Annotated in this window: 12 protein-coding genes; 4 read left to right on the top strand and 8 right to left on the bottom strand. The window is 35.7% G+C overall.

Annotated elements, in window-relative coordinates:
• Positions 1-82: 82 nt before the first annotated feature.
• From ACZ5R4_RS07620 to ACZ5R4_RS07600, 5 genes are all read right to left on the bottom strand, one after another.
• A complete protein-coding gene (locus tag ACZ5R4_RS07620) occupies positions 83-910 on the bottom strand; it encodes a carbohydrate ABC transporter permease (RefSeq protein WP_277678151.1) in 828 nt (275 codons plus the stop codon).
• Complete coding sequence (locus ACZ5R4_RS07615) at positions 907-1,827, bottom strand: carbohydrate ABC transporter permease (RefSeq protein ID WP_109985556.1); 921 nt, start codon at positions 1,825-1,827, stop codon at positions 907-909. The genes ACZ5R4_RS07620 and ACZ5R4_RS07615 overlap by 4 nt, the downstream gene beginning before the upstream one ends.
• Before the next feature lie 116 nt (positions 1,828-1,943).
• Positions 1,944-3,236 (bottom strand): ABC transporter substrate-binding protein, encoded by a 1,293-nt coding sequence (locus ACZ5R4_RS07610; protein ID WP_277678150.1) that lies wholly within the window; start codon positions 3,234-3,236, stop codon positions 1,944-1,946.
• Positions 3,237-3,422: 186 nt separating this feature from the next.
• Positions 3,423-5,204 (bottom strand): histidine kinase, encoded by a 1,782-nt coding sequence (locus ACZ5R4_RS07605; protein WP_054861475.1) that lies wholly within the window; start codon positions 5,202-5,204, stop codon positions 3,423-3,425.
• A complete protein-coding gene (locus ACZ5R4_RS07600; RefSeq protein WP_109985553.1) occupies positions 5,173-6,729 on the bottom strand; it encodes a response regulator transcription factor in 1,557 nt (518 codons plus the stop codon). The genes ACZ5R4_RS07605 and ACZ5R4_RS07600 overlap by 32 nt, the downstream gene beginning before the upstream one ends.
• Before the next feature lie 371 nt (positions 6,730-7,100).
• Here ACZ5R4_RS07600 and ACZ5R4_RS07595 point away from each other — a divergent pair, with 371 nt between their 5' ends.
• A complete protein-coding gene (locus tag ACZ5R4_RS07595) occupies positions 7,101-8,996 on the top strand; it encodes a PrkA family serine protein kinase (RefSeq protein WP_109985552.1) in 1,896 nt (631 codons plus the stop codon).
• A gap of 133 nt (positions 8,997-9,129) precedes the next feature.
• On the opposite strand, the gene murQ is transcribed toward ACZ5R4_RS07595, so the two are convergent.
• The 3 genes from murQ to nagA all read right to left on the bottom strand — a co-directional run bounded on the left by murQ (position 9,130) and on the right by nagA (position 12,049).
• Positions 9,130-10,029, bottom strand: a complete 900-nt coding sequence (gene murQ, locus ACZ5R4_RS07590; protein WP_277678147.1) for an N-acetylmuramic acid 6-phosphate etherase — start codon at positions 10,027-10,029, stop codon at positions 9,130-9,132.
• Positions 10,030-10,045: 16 nt separating this feature from the next.
• Positions 10,046-10,768 (bottom strand): GntR family transcriptional regulator, encoded by a 723-nt coding sequence (locus ACZ5R4_RS07585; RefSeq protein ID WP_054787318.1) that lies wholly within the window; start codon positions 10,766-10,768, stop codon positions 10,046-10,048.
• A 102-nt stretch (positions 10,769-10,870) separates the two neighbouring features.
• On the bottom strand, positions 10,871-12,049 hold the full coding sequence (gene nagA / locus ACZ5R4_RS07580; protein WP_277678146.1) for an N-acetylglucosamine-6-phosphate deacetylase: 1,179 nt from the start codon (positions 12,047-12,049) through the stop codon (positions 10,871-10,873).
• A gap of 462 nt (positions 12,050-12,511) precedes the next feature.
• Between nagA and nagE the strand changes: the two genes are divergently transcribed.
• The 3 genes from nagE (at position 12,512) to odhB (ending at position 18,516) form a co-directional block, all read left to right on the top strand.
• Positions 12,512-13,963, top strand: coding sequence for an N-acetylglucosamine-specific PTS transporter subunit IIBC (gene nagE / locus ACZ5R4_RS07575; RefSeq protein WP_054861479.1), 1,452 nt, complete (start codon positions 12,512-12,514; stop codon positions 13,961-13,963).
• Between the two features lie 468 nt (positions 13,964-14,431).
• Positions 14,432-17,233, top strand: coding sequence for a 2-oxoglutarate dehydrogenase E1 component (locus ACZ5R4_RS07570; RefSeq protein WP_245902391.1), 2,802 nt, complete (start codon positions 14,432-14,434; stop codon positions 17,231-17,233).
• Positions 17,233-18,516 carry a 2-oxoglutarate dehydrogenase complex dihydrolipoyllysine-residue succinyltransferase gene (odhB, locus tag ACZ5R4_RS07565; protein ID WP_277678145.1) on the top strand — a complete coding sequence of 428 codons (1,284 nt, stop codon included), beginning with the start codon at positions 17,233-17,235 and terminating at the stop codon, positions 18,514-18,516. The genes ACZ5R4_RS07570 and odhB overlap by 1 nt, the downstream gene beginning before the upstream one ends.
• Positions 18,517-18,586: the final 70 nt, after the last annotated feature.

The following is an 18,586-nucleotide window of genomic DNA, read 5'->3' as shown; positions in this document are numbered from 1 at the left end:
AACTTTCCACTATTATACCGAAAGATTATTGGTTTGTGAAGTTATTTTATCTTTGGAACTTATGCTTTTAGGAAGTCTCGCTTTATCCTTTTACCGAACCCATCATACCAGCAACAAAGTGTCTTTGCATCACAAAGAAGACGATGGCTGTCGGTAATGTCGCAATAACAATTGCTGTCATAATTAAGCCATAATCAGGTGAATAACCTGCACCAAGATTTGAAATTAATAATGGAATGGTCTGGTTTTCGGGTGATTGTAATACAACCAATGGCCATAGATAATTATTCCAGCTGTTCATAAAGGCAATGATCGCAGCTGCGGCATAAGTCGTTTTCATTGTTGGTAAATAAATTCGGAAGAAGATTCCCAACTCACTGAGACCATCAATCCGTCCTGCTTCCACTAATTCCTTCGCAAACATTTTTGTGTTTTGACGAAAGAAGAAAATAAAAAACGCAGTAATAACTGTCGGTAAGATCGCAGCAGCTAATGTATCAATACCTAGAAAAGGAACATTTGCTGATACACCACCAAAGAAACGATAGAGCGGGATCATAATTGCTGCAAATGGAATCATCATGGATAATAGTAAAATATTAAATACCATGTCCTTCCCACGTGAGCGATAAATCTCAAAACCATAGCCAGCAAGTGAACCAATTAATAGTGTCAAGAACGTAGTGATAACAGCTATAATAGTTGAGTTAATTAGCGCTGTTCCAATATCGACTGTGTTGAATAGTCCTTTAACATTTTCTATAAAATGGGTACCAGGTAACAACTTACCTTGGGTAACATCGACCGATTTATTCGTCATACTTACAAGCATCCATAAAAAAGGGAAGATGGAGATAATCGATGCGATGCTAAGAAATAAATAGGTGAATATTCGTTTTACTTTCTTCATTTTCGATCACCTGCCACTTTAAATTGAATGAAGGATAAGATCACAACTAAGATTACGATGACATAAGACACAGTAGCTGCATAACCGAAATCAGGTGTATATTCAAAGGAAAGGTTATAAATGTACATAGAAATCGATAGTGTTGCATTCCCTGGTCCACCATTTGTAATATTCATGACCTCATCAAATAATTGTAACGTACCGATTGTAGAGACGATGGATGTAAAGAGAATAATCGGCTTTAACATCGGGATGGTGATATAGAAGAATTGTTGAATACTAGAAGCACCATCAATTCTAGCTGCTTCATACATTGATTTATCTACATTTTGAAGGGCAGATAAGTAGAAAATCATATTATAACCAGTCCATCTCCATGTAATCGCAATAATAATCGTTATTTTGGCTAGGAAAGGATCTGCTAACCAATCCAATGGCTCTGAAATAAGGGAAAGATCCATCAAAAATTTATTAACTAAACCATCAACAGCAAATAAATATTTAAAAATTACCGCATATGCAACAAGAGAGGTAACACATGGTAAGAAGATAGCTGTACGAAAAAAACCTCTAAACTTTAAAGTCGAATCATTTAATAGCACAGAAAAAATTAGTGCCAAAATAATCATTGCAGGGACTTGGACAAGCAAATAAATGAATGTATTCGTTAAAGCTGAGATAAATGTTGGATCATTAAAGAGTCTAGCATAGTTTTCAAATCCAACGAACTCAAGGTTTGCCCCCATTCCAGATTTCAGTGAAAGAATGAATGCCTGAACCATCGGATAGAAATAAAATAAACTGATTCCGAGGACAGATAATAAGATGAATAACCAACCAATGTAATTTTTTCGCAATTTATTGGAAAAACTTTTTTTATTACTCGGGTAACTAGTTCCGTGTGTAACCTGACTCATTTTCTCACTCCTCTTACCTTGGGATTAACGATGGAACCTGTAGTGAAAAGAAGCCCTTGGTTGGGAACTATTTCTGTAAAGAGATTTAGCACATACCCAAGGGCTTCTTCACTCACTTATTTAAATTGTGCTTCCGCTTGAGATTGAGCATCTGCTAGTACATCCTCTAAGCTTTTACCATTTAAGTAATTCTGTATTTCTGCTGCTAGAATATCTTCAATTCCGTAAGTGTTCATTCCATAATCAACTTGAGGAATCTCTTCCATCCACTTTGAAAAATCAGAAATAAGCTGTTGACCGCCAAAAAATTCATTTTCAACCTGATATGCTTCACTTTCAGCTGCTGGAGTATATGTTCCTAATGCACCAACCTCTGTAACAAGCTCATCATAAAATTCAACATTGGAGCCAAATGTGTTGGCAAGGAATTCAGCTGCTTTTTCTTTACCATCTATATTTAACACATAGAAAGAGCTTCCACCTTGGTTAGAGGCATTAACTGTTCCTTCGATGTCCAATCTTGGTGTAGGAGCGACTGCCCATTTTCCAGCCTGTGATTCCTCCGCTTCAATACTAGGTGCAATCCAGTTTCCTGCTGGAACGGTTGCGACGTCTCCACTGTTAAATGCTGCAATATATTGTGACCAATCAGAGTTGAGTTTTACCATATCCGCTTCCATAATTGCTTTATAATTTTCTAGGGCTAATCTTAAAGGTTCATTATCTACGAGGTTAATATTCCCTTCTTCATCTGTATACCAAGCACCAGCACTTTGCATCATGACACGAAGAATTCCTAAGTCATTCGGGTCTAATGATAGAAAATTATGTCCAGTCTTTTCTTTTACTGTTTTACCAATTTCGATATATTGTTTCCAAGTTATGTTTGTAAGATCTTCCTTGGTAAATCCTGCTTCTTCCAAATAATCTGTTCGATAAAATAGTCCTGTTACCCCTGTATCAAAAGGTAATCCGTATTGTTTTCCGTCAAGACTCGTTGGTGGTAGTTTATAGCTAGCAAAATCTTCTTTGTTAAAATAGTCACCAATTGGATAAAAAGCGTCTGGATAAGACTGCAAGAAGCTTTGGGCACGTTGATCTTCAATTAAAACAATATTGGGCATACCTTTCATTGTGCCAGAACTTAAACCAGTATTTAGCTTTTGAACAATGTCGTCTTGGGCATTTTCAATAATATCTAATTCAATTTCTTCCTCACCTGAATATTTTTCTTTGGCTAATTCAAGTGCTGCAATATTAAAATTAGGATCCCAAGCCCAAGCAGTAATGGTGTTTCCATCAGATCCTCCTTCATCTGAACCGCTTTCATTCCCTCCAGAACATGCTGCTAGTGTAAGAATTAGAGCTAAGAACAAGAAAAAGAGTAATTTTTTTGATATACGTTTCACTTTATAAAACCCCCTTATAAAAATTTGCAAGCGTTATCAACGCTGTAACATTATCGTAACAAAAAAAACTAAAGGTCGTTAGAACGATCTTTAGTTGATATTTTGAATATTTTTAGATATTTTTATTCTGTCGAATACAAAATGGTATTTATTTTAGAAAATGGTATTATTTTTAGGTAGATATGGTTACTTCTGATTCTCCAGCTCCTCTATAATAGGGAGGGTAATCACTACTTTTGTTCCTTTATTTAATTCACTTGTGATGTTCACACCATAATTTTTCCCATATAACAACTGGATTCTCTCATGGACATTTCGCACACCGATCCCACTAAATAGCTGTCTTTTGCCTTTCATACCAATCGCCTTACGATCGATCTTTTCCTCATTGATTCCATCTCCGTTATCTACAATTTCACAAACTAGTGAATTTTCTCTTTGGGCCATTAAAATCTGAATATAACCATGCTTCTTTTTCGTAAAAGCATGAAAAAAGGCATTTTCAATAAATGGTTGTATGACAAGCTTTGGCAACTGAAGATGGAGGCAATCTGGTGAAACTAAATAATTTACCTTGATTCTATCGCCATATCTTGCATGGTTTATGAGTACATAATTTTTTAAATTACCCAGCTCCTGTTCCACTGTAATCAATTCATCTACATCACCAAGTGCATTTTGAATTAGGGAGATAAAGGCATCTATCGTGTTAAATGCTGTCTCTTTCTTTCCTTGCTTGATCATAAATTTAATCGATGCTAGTGTATTATAAATAAAATGTGGATTAATTTGATGTTGTAATGCTTCTAACTCAGCCTTGCGTTGCTTTTCCTGTGTTCTTAGCAGTATCTCTACATAGTCATGGAGCTCGTTTAACATGTAATTAAAAGAATTGGCGATTTTCTTAGCTTCATATCCACCGGTTTCTTCTAATGGCTTGGTAAATTGATACCTAGCCATATCGGAGATTTGATTAACCAATTTACTAATAGAAACCGTCATTTTCCTTAATATTAAAAAGACAATGAAAACAGCAATCAATACAATGAGAATACTAATCAAGATGATTTCATTTGTATCAACTAAATTGCTTTGCACCTTATCCTTGTCAACAAGGTTGACAATATACATATCTAAAGTTGGCAAATATTCTGCTAACATTAAATAGTCTTCGTTAAAAATGTTTACATTGAGGTATTCGATTCCTTGGTTTTCAATATTCTTAGCAGTTTGTAGTAACTTCGGTTCTTTTTCTCCAATTTTTTGATGGAAATTACTTGAGATGATTTGGCCGGAACTGTTTATGAGAAGAACATTATTTCCTTCACTCGTATAGCCTTCATAGAAGCTTCTCAAATCCTTTTCTCGAATAGAAACATACTGATATCCATAGATTTTACCAGTTGAATGCTCTGTTAAAGCCTTTGATACAATTACCATAGGGATGTTATTGGTTAAATTTGATTGATCAAATTGGTAGATGATTTCATTTGGACGTGCTTCTGTTTGTTTCGTGATCGCATGGTTCCTTAATTCCGTACCTTTTACTGGCCAATTAAAATAATTCATATTAAATATTTCATTATCCAAGCTCATAATAATTAAATTGGCTTCATTCGGATCAATTTCTGCAAAAATACGTTCCATTTGCGTCTTTATTTGGTAATAAGAGCGTGATTTTTCTATATCATTAGACGTTTCTTCCTGAAGTCGTCGTTTTATCGTACCGTTTTCATCTACTTTTATAGAGGTGGAGACAACCGAATAACTAAAAGTATTGAATCGATCTTTTATTTGTGTTAGTACTTTTGTATTGGTAATGCTAAATGTTTCCATAAAAAGATTGCTTGACATACGGATAGAGCTTATCGTTATAAAAATAGATACAGCAATGATGCTAATGACCATTACAAGGAAAATTTTTATAAATAAATTATTATCTTGAATGATATGGACTATTTTTTTCATCATTGCTTCCTCGATTCCTTGCTGTCGAATTCCGCCGATACTGACTAGGTGATAAGCCTGTTGATTTTTTGAAGACCTTACAGAAATAGCTCGGATCAGAATAACCAACCATTTCGCTTACCATAGCTATTGAGACCTTGCTTGTCTCAAGAATTTCCATAGATTTTTTTATTCTAACCTTGCTTAAATATTCACTAAATCCTTCTTCATGATGGGTGCTAAAATAATTGGATAAATAAGAAGGATTAAAATGAAAATGATCTGCTAGGATTTTCAAAGTTAAATGTTCTGCATAATGACTATCAATATAATTTAAGAGCATCCGCATATTAGGAGATTGTTCATCTCGATCTAAGTGAACGATGCTTTTTACTTTTTCTAGAAATTCATGAAAAATGGCAATGGCCTCTTCTGCATCATTCGCTTCATTGATACGTGCAAAATACTGGTACTTGGATTCTTCTAGGTTCGTTATTTCATATTTCATATTACCTAGTAAAACAATAGAATTAAAGATAATATTTTCAAGCCATGATTTAAACTCGAAGACATCACGACTATACTGTTTCCTTAAGATGGTAATATGTTCTGTAAGATAGGAAAATGCATCATCAAATTCCTTCCTTTTAAAGAGAAAAATAAATTGATTCAAATCAAAATTCAGCTCTGATTCATGGTCATGTGGTAATTGATCATAGATGATGTATTTTTTTTCTGGTAAATAAAAAAGGTAATGCTTTAGTTTGCCTAGATGGTCTTGATAGCATTGCTGAAGATTCTCTAAAGAAGAGAATGGTGCAGCAATCAGCCAAGTATGATTAGTATACATAAATTTATCTTTAAAATGTAAGATCGATTTTTTAATAGATGATAATTCATATTTCTCAAAATTATATAACAATAAGAATTCCTTCTCATTCACCGAAATATCATATACTGCTACATCAGGTTTTTTTGTGTATTCTTCTAGTAATGATGTCTTGAATAATGAATCCTCTTGCTCAAGGATTATACTTACAAGTAAAAATTGATTGTACGGTAAAGATTTTTTCCATTGAGTTTTGGATAGTTTCGGTTGGTAGCCTTGTAATATTTTTTTTAACTGTTCTTCAATGGATTGTATCTCTTGTTGTTTAGGTTCCTTGCTTCCTATTGTAATGTTATTTAGTGTCTGAATAAGTTCCTTTGCATTTAACTTCGGCTTGAGAATATAATCAGCTATTCCGTGTTGGAAGGTTGTTCGTACATAATCAAAATTCTCAAAGCTACTCAAGATAATAATGTTGACCGCTGGATTTTTTTCTTTTGCTATTTTCACTAATTCGATTCCATCCATCTCTGGCATAACGATATCCGTAATAATAATGTCAGGCCTTTCCTTCTCTAACAATGCTAAAGCCTCTTCCCCATTGGCAGCTTCCCCAATTATTTGATAGCCTTCCTTTTCCCAATCAATATAATTTATGATCCCTTGCCTAATTAGCATTTCATCATCAACAATGAGAACCTTGTATAATTTATTCAATGGATGAACCCCTTTTAAAGTAATGAATAATGTGCACTATTTCTTTGGATTTGAGTAAAATCGATTATATATATTGTAATCGTTCTCCATTCACTCGTAAACTGCTTGTCTATTTTCTTCTGTATGGGAAAGTGATTCATTTTTTTTGGCTTACTTACATACATTAGATTAAGTATTATCTACTATATTACACATAAACTGGCGGTACGATGCTCACTTCGAGTAAGAAATGTAAGTGGGGGGTAACTGCCAGTAATTGTCCATATGGCTAAACAGCATATGAACCCCTCACTCCGAAGATTTTCTCTTAATTATTTTCTCGTTAGTTCCAACATTTTTATAGAAAGAAATGCTTACCAGGAGGTTTTGGAATGGATATACTGAAAAAGGTGCAAGCATACCGGGAGAAACAAAATCAATTAAAATGGGAAGGCACTTTTAGCGATTATTTAGAGCTTTTAAAGGAGAGGCCTTATTTAGCACAATCTGCCCATTCAAGAATTTATCAGATGATTCGAGATCAAGGGGTAGAAGAAGTAGATGGAGTAAGAGAATATGCCTTCTTCCGTAATGATTTATTCGGTTTAGAAGAAGCTTTAGAAAAATTAGTCGAAGAATATTTTCATCCGGCAGCAAAACGATTAGATGTTAAAAAGCGTATCCTGCTTTTAATGGGTCCAGTTAGTGGTGGAAAATCGACTTTAGTTACACTTCTCAAAAGAGGGTTAGAAGAATATACGTTAACAGATAGAGGGGCTGTATATGCTATAAAAGGGTGCCCTATGCATGAGAATCCACTTCATCTTATTCCTCAACATTTAAGATCAGATTTTGAAAAAGAGTATGGAATAAGGATAGAAGGAAGTCTGTCACCACTTAATCAGCTAAGACTGGAGGAAGACTATGGTGGTAGGATTGAAGACGTCTTAATAGAGCGGATATTTTTTTCAGAGGATAGAAGAGTTGGAATTGGTACGTTCAGTCCATCAGATCCTAAATCTCAAGATATTGCCGATTTAACAGGATCGATTGATTTTTCCACCATTGCTACTTATGGTTCCGAATCTGATCCAAGAGCTTACAGATTCGATGGTGAACTGAATAAAGCTAATCGTGGCTTAATGGAATTTCAAGAAATGCTGAAGTGTGATGAAAAGTTTCTCTGGCATTTACTTTCTTTAACACAGGAAGGGAATTTTAAAGCAGGTAGATTTGCATTAATTTCCGCAGATGAGATGATCGTTGCACATACAAATGAATCAGAGTATCGTTCGTTTATATCGAATAAGAAGAATGAAGCTTTACATTCTAGAATGATTGTCATGCCGATCCCGTACAATCTGAAGGTGGATGAAGAAGAACGTATTTATCAAAAAATGATTGAAGAAAGTGATATACAGGATGTGCATATTGCCCCACATACCTTGAAAATTGCAGCAATGTTCACCATATTAACTAGATTGAAGGAATCAAAGCAAAATAATATTAGTCTATTGAAAAAATTGTATCTTTATAACGGTCAGGATGTTGAAGGCTTTAGTGATCAAGATGTTGTGGCTTTAAAGAAGGAATATGCTGATGAAGGAATGACAGGTATTGATCCCCGTTATGTTATTAATCGTATTTCTTCTACCATTATAAGAAAAGAGATGCAGGCAATAAACGCTTTAGATGTATTGCGATCATTGAAGGACGGGTTAGATGATCATCCATCTATCACAAAGGAACAGAAAGAGGACTATTTAGATTTCATTTCCATCGCAAGAAAAGAATACGATGAGCTTGCAAAGAAGGAAGTACAAAAAGCATTTGTCTATTCTTATGAGGAATCTGCAAAAACCTTGATGAATAATTATTTAGACAATGTGGAGGCATTTTGTAATAAAACGAAATTAGAAGACCCATTAACAGGGGAAGAAATGCATCCAGATGAAAAATTAATGCGTTCCATTGAAGAACAAATCGGAATTTCTGAAAACGCAAAAAAACCATTCCGAGAAGAAATTCTGATCCGAATTTCCGCCTATGCTCGTAAAGGGAAGAAATTCGATTACCAATCACACGAAAGATTACGTGAGGCGATTCAAAAGAAATTATTTGCTGATCTGAAAGATGTCGTTAAAATTACTACATCAACCAAAACACCTGACGAACAACAATTAAAGAAAATGAATGAGGTTGTGGCAACACTCGTCGATGAGTATGGTTACAATACACAATCTGCCAATGATCTATTGCGATATGTAGGTAGCTTGTTGAATCGATAACAAAGTTATAGCAACTTTACCCGGACTTTCTTTCAAGTTCGGGTATTAGTTGTTTTATGATTAGAAAATAGTATTCATATTTGATAGGAAAGCAGTGAATTTACTAAAAAGGAATTTTCCTTCCAATAAACACTTAGTCATTCAGATAACTCTTAATCGCTTGCTTTAAATGTCCTTCCGCTTTATGAAGATACATTTCGGACTCTTGTAAACTGCTATTTGTAATTGCCATAAAAACAGCATTTTTTAATTGATTATTCGTTTCTTTCATCAAATTTTCTGCTTGTTGATCACTAATACCGGTTAATTCCTTAAGCATCTCATTTCCTCTTTTAACCAGTTTCTTATTAATCAGCATCATATCAATCATCTCATTTTGATAGACCTTCCCTAATCTTATCATGGTGACAGTTGAGATCATATTTATAGCTATTTTTTGTGCAGTACCTGCCTTTAATCTTGTTGATCCACGAATAATCTCAGGACCAACTACTAATTCAATCGCAATATCACTCATTATGGAGGAGATCGATTGTTGATTACAGCTGATGGATATAGTGGTTGCCTTTACTTGGTTTGCATAACGAAGAGCTGCAACAGAAAATGGCGTGGAGCCACTAGCACTTATGGCTATGAGAACGTCTTTTTCACAGAAAGAATCGTGTTGCAATTCTTGGATAACATTATTTTGATCATCCTCATGCTGTTCAAGTGGTTCCCACATAGCTTCTTTTCCACCCGCAATTATGCCTTTCCAGCGTTCAGGATTAATAGAGAATGTAGGGGGGAGTTCCACGGAATCTAAAATACCGATTCTACCACTCGTGCCAGCACCAACGATAAATACTCTTCCCCCAATCTTCCACTTGTTTACGATTAGGTCGATTGCTTCTGCAATTTTTTCTATGTTATCTTGTATTGCTTTTTGAATAGTTTGATCCTCTTGGTGCATTAAATTAACAATATCCAATGAACTCATCTCGTCAATAGTAAGAGAGTTGTTATTAACAGATTCTGTTACAGGAGTTTCCATTAATAGTCTTCCTTTCTCAACGTTCTAAATCTAGCATGAATTTATACCGATCTGCACGGTAAGAAGATTTTACAACTTCAAAGGTGGTTCCATCAGCTAATTGAGTTACTCTTTTCATAAAAAGCACTGGTGAATTTTCTTCAATCTTTAAATATTGAATTTCTTCTTCATTAGCAAGTGTTGCTTCAAATATTTGGCTTGCTTTTCCTATCCTTAATCCCAATTTGTCTTCAATGTAATAATATAAAGAGCTTTGTGCAATTTCGTCAGTTAAGCCCTTGATCAAGTTAGCAGAAATATACGTTCTTTCTAGCGCCATTGGTTCGTCCTCTGCAAGGCGAATACGTTTAATTTCGTAAACAGGTGTATAAACAGGAATATGGAGCTGTTCTGCTAATCCCTCGTTTGCAGGTATAATTTCAAAATTAATTAACTTATTACTAGGTTTCATACCACGTGCCTTCATATCCTCTGTAAAGCTTGTTAATCCATTTAAGTTTTGTTCAAGCTTTTGCTCTGCAATAAACGTTCCTTTTCCTTTTATTCGGTATAGATAATGTTTATTCGCAAGGTTTGTAATGGCCTGCCTTACTGTCATTCGACTGATGCCAAGTTGCTCTGCATACTCTCTTTCAGAAGGCAATGAATCACCAGCCTTATACTCACCACTTTCAATTTTCGTTTTGATTTGTTCCTCTAATTGATGATAGATTGGGATTGGCGAATGTTTATCAATCATAAAGTAAATAACTCCTTCCAGCTAACATTCATGTCTTAAGTAATCTTATTATAGCACTATTGATTTTTGAAATATCCATTTTACTTATCATTCTAGACTATCTTACTCATTACTGTAAGCAATATTTCCACGGCATATGGTCGTAATGACATCATTGTCTTCGTTCAACAAGACAATATCAGCGTCTTTCCCAACCGTAATGCTCCCTTTTTTCTCATAAATACCTAATTCCTTTGCTGCATTTTGCGAGGACATACAAATAGCAGCCTCGATAGAGCAATCTGTAAATTGGATGATGTTTTTAAATCCATCTCCTAGCTTTAAGGTGCTTCCAGCAAGGGTACCATCTTTTAAGGTTGCTTCTTGATTTTTAACGGTTACCTCTTGTCCGCCTAAATCATAAACACCGTCCTTTAAGCATTTCGCTCGCATCGAATCGGTAATAAGTATAAGCTTGTTTTCCTGTTTTTGTTGATAGGCGATTTGAACGGCTTCTTTTGTGGAATGAACACCATCTGCAATAATTTCAACCATTAAGGAATCATTGTTCCATGCGGCACCAACTACCCCAGGTTCTCTATGGTGAAAGCCTCTCATTTGGTTGTACAGATGAGTAATGTGAGATAGGCCGTGTTTTATTGCACGGTTGATCTGTTCGGAGCTTGCATCGGTGTGCCCAGCTGAAGCAATAATTCTATTATTTTTAAAGTATTCAATCAGTTCGCTACTTCCGTCTATTTCAGGGGCTAATGTCACTAATTTAATCTTTCCTTTTGCTAATTCGTTCCACTTTTTGAATAGTTCCAGATTAGGTTTTTGAATATGTTCGGCTGGCTGTGCACCTTTACGGGTTTCATTGATAAATGGTCCCTCTAAATGAATTCCTATTATTTCAGCCTGTGTAGCTGGTTGGTTGCTCATATAATTAACAGTATTAGATAACGCCTTTTCTATCGATGTATTACTTTGCGTCATTGTTGTTGCCAAAAAACTAGTGGTCCCTTCTTTTGGCAAAGCCATTGCCATTTTATGAAGAGCTTCAGAAGTTCCATCCATCACATCCGCTCCATCTGCTCCATGAATATGAACATCAATGAAACCAGGAATGGCCTTTATCGTTTTTCCTGACAAATCCATTATTTCAAAATCATCTGGAGTTCTCAAATCAGTTAAAGTTCCAATTTCAGTTATTTTTGTATTTTCTATTTTGATAAAACCAGAGTCAATAATAGCGGTATCTGTATATATCGTAACATTCTTTATCAATAATTTTTGACTCATCTCTACACACCTCATTCGACGTTTTAGATTCAATAGTAAGCATACCAATTTAAGATATAGTTGTCTATACATAAATACAGGTGTTATTAAAATGAAACACTATTCTTAACAAATGTAGTATTGTTAACTGTTCACGCTTTATTTTCACTAAATTAAATGGAAGGAAGAAAGCATATTGACGTAAAATTTAAATGAAGTTAATATATGTATAGACAACTGTACATTATGGTTGGATTGTTGGAAATAAAAAAGAGAAAATGCTAAGGAGTGGAGCCAATGAAATCTTAAAATATGAACCATGGGAAAATATAAAAGGGATTAATTTAGTTGTAGTAAGTGTTATTGATACAAAATTAATTAAATGATTTAAGATGAATATTAATTGTTTCATTCAATAATATAACGGTAAATAGGTGTCTTAATTCTGTCAGATAATTAACAATAAAAGGGAGGAAGAATGTTATGATGAAATATCTTCAAAATATTGGTCGTTCCTTAATGTTGCCAGTAGCGGTTTTACCTGCAGCGGCAATTTTAATGGGACTTGGATACTGGATAGATCCAGAAGGATGGGGAGAAGCAAGTGCGGTTGCCGCATTTTTAATTAAGGCGGGTGAATCGATTGTTTCAGGACCTAGTATGTCTATTTTGTTTGCTGTAGGTGTTGCTTTTGGTATGTCAAAGGATAAAGATGGATCTGCTGCGTTAAGTGGATTAGTTGCCTATCTTGTCGTGACCACCTTATTATCAACAGAAACGGTTGCTCTATTACAAGGAGTAGATGTGGAAGATGTTAATGCTGCATTTGATAGTATTGGAAATCAATTCATTGGAATATTATCTGGGATAGTAGCTTCCATTATGTACAATCGTTTTAGTCATATAAAGTTACCAGATGCACTAGCATTCTTTAGTGGTAAACGACTTGTGCCTATTATGTCGGCGGTTACAATGTTGTTGGCATCTGCAATTTTATTCTTTATTTGGCCATTCATTTATTCTGGACTTGTTTCTTTTGGTAAGGCCATTATTGATTTAGATGCAATTGGTGCAGGTCTATATGGATTTTTCAATCGGTTACTAATTCCCACTGGATTGCATCACGCGTTGAACTCTGTTTTTTGGTTTGATGTTGCAGGGATTAATGATATTGCTAATTTCTGGTCTGGTCAAGGTGAAAAAGGTGTAACTGGTATGTATCAAGCAGGCTTTTTCCCTGTTATGATGTTTGGATTACCAGCTGCTGCCTTAGCCATGTATCATACGGCAAAAACGAAAAGAAAGAAAATGGCTGCAGCCTTATTATTAGCAGCAGCATTTGCTTCTTTTTTTACCGGTGTAACAGAGCCGCTTGAATTTTCGTTTATGTTTTTAGCGCCAGCACTATATGTTGTTCATGCAGTTTTAACTGGTCTTTCGTTAGGTATTGCTGCTATGTTTGATTGGACAGCAGGCTTTGGTTTTAGTGCAGGTTTTATTGATTTTGTATTAAGTTCAAGACTTCCCTTAGCCAATCAGCCATTTATGCTATTGGTTCAAGGTATGGTATTTGCGATCATTTATTATGTTTTATTTAGGGTTTTAATTTTAAAATTTAATTTTAAAACACCTGGACGAGAAGAGGATGAAGACATGGAAGAATCTTCAACAGCTTCAACAACCTCAGGAGATAAAATCGCTGAAATGGCTGAGGAGATTTATGCTGGACTTGGTGGTGATGAAAATGTCTTATCTGTAGATAATTGTGTGACAAGGTTAAGGTTAGAGGTAAAGGATATGGATAAAGTAGACCAGCAGCGAATTAAAAATACCGGTATACCAGGAATCAATATTGTAGGAAAAAATAGTATTCAAGTTATTGTTGGTACACAAGTACAATTTGTTGCTGATGAAATAAAGAAAATGAGAGAATAGAGGCCATTATCTTCAGGAGAAGGTTGAAATAGTGATTAGTATATCGATGTTCTATTAGTTTGAGCAAAATTAATAGGACATCTAATTTTTTGGTGTGTTTAGGAATTTGAAATTTTTGTAATAAACAAACTCGACAGATAAGTGCGAAATATGAAATAAACGAGGCTATCACTAGTAATTAAAGTCAAAGGGGACAACTTATTATTTAGTAAGGAAAATACACCTTTCTAAGTAATGTAACGACTATATTTCAAGATTTTCAAATAAACACAAAAAGAATTTAAATAATCTATAGTTTTATGTTGTTTCCCATAGTAAAATAGGTTATATTATGGATGTAATGATTAATCATTACTTTATTTGGATGGGAGTTAAGTAAAGCAGTAGAAAGTACTACTAATGGGGGTATAGGACGTGACACAGCAGGAATCCAGTGAGAGATTCTGGAAAAAATTTTACGGTCCCAATATGGGATACCTTGAGGAACAGTATGAGCTTTATTTACAAGACAGGGACTCTGTTGATGCAACGCTTCAAGAAATGTTTGCACAATATGGAGCTCCTAAAGAAACGGGCAATGGAACAGCAGAGGTCGTTAAGGGGAGTAGCTTGCCGTCTCAATTTAATGCAAAACAGTTAACCTCAGCAATCAAGCTTGTTGAGGCTATTAGGCGTTATGGACACTTGAAAGCGAATATTTATCCAGTTGGTTCAGGGAAGACAAGTGACACTACATTAGTAAACCCGGAACATTATCATCTCTCAAAAGAGATTTTGGAAGCGATTCCCGCGGATTGGGTTTGGGACAAAAACATGGTCGGAGTAACGACTGCAAATGATGTAGTAGAATATCTCATGGCACAATATGCTGGATCAATTTCTTTTGAGTACGATCATGTAAACAATGATGACGAACGCTACTGGTTCCAAGATAATATTGAATCAGGGAATTATCGTTTTACATTAAGTGATGACGAAAAAAGGCAGTTACTAGGTAAAATAGTAGATGTAGAAGGATTTGAGAACTTCTTAGCTAAAACGTTTGTTGCACAAAAGCGATTTTCTATTGAAGGATTAGAGATGATGGTTCCGATCTTAGACCATATCGTACAGAAATCCTTCTATGATGAAACAGAAGAGATTCTAATGGGAATGGCTCACAGAGGTAGGTTAAGTGTATTAACTCATATATTAGGTAAGCCATTTGATAAACTATTCTCTGAATTTCATCCATCAGCTGATAAGGAATTAGTTCCATCATCGCCAGGCTCAAGAGCCATTACTTATGGATGGACTGGTGATGTGAAATATCACTTTGGAGCAAAGCGCCAATTAGGAGAAGAGAAACCTTCCCCAACAAAAATTACACTTGCTCATAACCCTTCACACTTAGAGTTTGTTAACCCGGTTGTAGAAGGATTTACACGAGCAGCACAGGATTTTCGATTTCAAAAGGGAAGAACTGAACAAAATTTTGAAAGAGCATTTAGTATTTTAATCCATGGGGATGCTGCATTTATTGGAGAAGGTGTTGTCGCTGAAACTTTCAACCTTAGTGCATTACCAGGATACAAAACCGGTGGAACTATGCATATTATTGCCAACAATCTAGTTGGTTTTACAACAGGACAGGAACAAGGAAGGTCCACCCGCTATGCTAGTGATCTAGCGAAAGGGTTCGAGGTACCGATCATTCATGTTAATGCAGATGATCCAGAGGCTTGTATTTCGGCAGCAAAGCTTGCCTATGACTATCGTAAAAAGTTTCAGAAAGATGTCTTAATTGATCTAGTTGGTTATCGCAGATATGGTCATAACGAAATGGATGAACCAAGAGCAACCCAACCTAAATTGTACAAAAGTATAGATCAGCACGACACTTGTGCAACTGTGTATGCGAAGAACCTTCAGGACCAAGGCATTATTCAAGAAAACGCTTTTGAAGAAATGAAGGAAGCCGTTTTCAATAAACTTCAAGGTATTTATGATGAAATGACGGAGAGCACGAACGAGAATCCGGAGGCATTACCTGTACCTAAAGCCTTACAAACAAGCTTGAATGATATTGAAACAGCGGTTCCAAAGGAATTACTATTATCACTTAATGAAGGAATATTGAAGCGTCCTGAAGGATTTCAGGCATTTAAAAAGTTAGAAAAGATTCTTCAAAAACGTCATAATACTTTCGCTAATGAGGAAAAAGCAGATTGGGCTGTTGGAGAAGCTTTAGCTTATGCATCCATTTTGCAAGATGGTATTCCAATTCGTTTATCTGGTCAAGATTCTGAGCGAGGAACCTTTGCACATCGTCATTTAGTATTACATGATATAGAGACAAATGACACGTATTGTCCACTTCATGGTTTGGATGAAGCAAAGGCAACATTCGATGTTCATAATAGCCCTTTATCAGAAGCAGCTGTACTCGGCTTTGAGTATGGCTATAGTGTGAAAGCACCAAAGACACTAGTAATATGGGAAGCTCAATTTGGTGATTTTGCCAATGCAGCACAAGTTATTTTTGATCAATTTATTTCTTCTTCACGTGCTAAATGGGATGAGCGATCTAATATGGTCATTCTATTGCCACATGGTTATGAGGGGCAAGGGCCTGAACATTCCAGCGGTAGGGTGGAAAGATTTTTAACAATGGCAGCTGAAAATAACTGGATAGTAGCAAATGTTACATCAAGTGCACAATTCTTCCACCTATTACGTCGACAAGCGGCATTAGTGGACAGTGAAGCTGCTAGACCATTAATTGTCATGACACCGAAGAGTCTATTAAGAAGCTCTCGTGTAGTTTCCACACTTGATAAATTCACGAATGGTAAATTCCAACCATTAATGCAGCAACCAGGTTTAGAATGGACTTCTAAGAAAGCAAAAAGATTACTAATCGGAACAGGAAAAGTAATGGTAGATATTGAAGACAAAATGAGTGATAATCAAGCAGCGTATGAAGATGTTCATGTTCTACGCTTAGAGCAAATCTACCCATTCCCTGAACAACAAATTCGAGAAGTGATTGAAGGTTGTCCAAATCTAACAGAAGTAGTGTGGGTTCAGGAAGAACCTCGAAACATGGGTTGCTGGAATTTTGTGAAAGAGCTACTATTTAAAATGCTCGAAGAAAAGAAAATTGATTTACATTATGTTGGTAGATGTCAACGCTCATCGCCATCCGTAGGTGACCCACATATCCATAAAGCAGAACAACGAAGCCTAGTAAAAAGAGCATTAGAGCTTTCTGAAGGAGGAAAAAACTAATGAAAGAAATTAAAGTCCCAGAATTAGCAGAATCTATTACAGAAGGTACAATTGCGGAATGGTTAGTGAGTGAGGGGGATGCGGTAGAAAAAGGCGACCCAATTTGTGAATTAGAAACAGATAAAGTAAATGTTGAGGTTAATGCAGAATATGCTGGTGTCTTAAAAGAATTTGTAAAAAATGCTGGCGATGATGTGGAAGTAGGAGAAGTTATTGCCAAAATAGATGAAAATGGTGAAGCAGTAGATACAAAAGAGGAATCGAAGTCAGAGGACTCTGAAGCTACTGCCCCTTCTAAGGAAGAGAAGCAGGCCACAGATAATAACGAAGCCTCTACACCAGAGCCGAAAAAGTCTGGTAAAGAGCAAAAGGTTGTCGCTTCCCCTGCTACGAGAAAGAGAGCACGTGAATTAGGTATTGATTTAAATGATGTCGTACCAACAGATCCATTAGGTAGAATTCGTCCTGAGGACGTAGAACATTTATCCGATGCTTTAAAAGCGGAGAAGCAAAAGCAAGCTTCAAGTGACAGTAAGAGTAAACAACAGATTTCTACTAACTCTTCTCAGCAGGAATTTGATAAGCCTGTGGAAAGAGTAAAGATGACACGCCGTCGTCAAACAATCGCTAATCGTTTAGTTGAAGCACAGCATACAGCTGCTATGTTAACAACCTTTAATGAAGTCGATATGACAGCAGTGATGAAGCTGAGAAGCGAGAGAAAAGACAAATTTTTAGAAAAGCATGATGTGAAATTAGGCTTTATGTCTTTCTTTACAAAAGCTGTTGTTGGAGCATTAAAAGAATTTCCTTATATAAATGCGGAAATTCAAGAAAATGAGATTGTCCTCAAGAAATTCTATGATATTGGTATTGCTGTTTCTACTGACGATGGTTTGGTTGTTCCAGTAGTACGTGACGCTGATCGACTAGACTTCGCAGGAATTGAATCTGAAATTGGTAGGTTAGGTGCCAAAGCGAAAAATAAAGAACTTCAGATTTCTGATTTACAAGGAGGCTCCTTTACCATTACAAATGGTGGGATCTTTGGATCATTGTTATCCACACCAATACTAAATACACCACAGGTGGGTATTTTAGGGATGCATTCGATTCAAAAACGCGCAGTGGTCATGCCTGATGACTCTATTGAGGTGCGACCAATGATGTATATTGCCTTGTCTTATGACCATCGAATAGTAGATGGTAAAGATGCAGTACAATTCCTAGTTCGAATTAAGCAATTGCTGGAAGACCCTTACGATCTCTTGCTAGAAGGATAGATTTGTAAAAACGTTCATTAACCGAAAAGGTTAATGAGCGTTTTTTTGCGTATAAAAATGATTAAAGTAC

The organism is Gracilibacillus sp. JCM 18860 (assembly GCF_055395245.1).
Note: the sequence above shows the minus strand (reverse complement) of the source record. Positions and strands in the feature narration are given on the sequence as shown.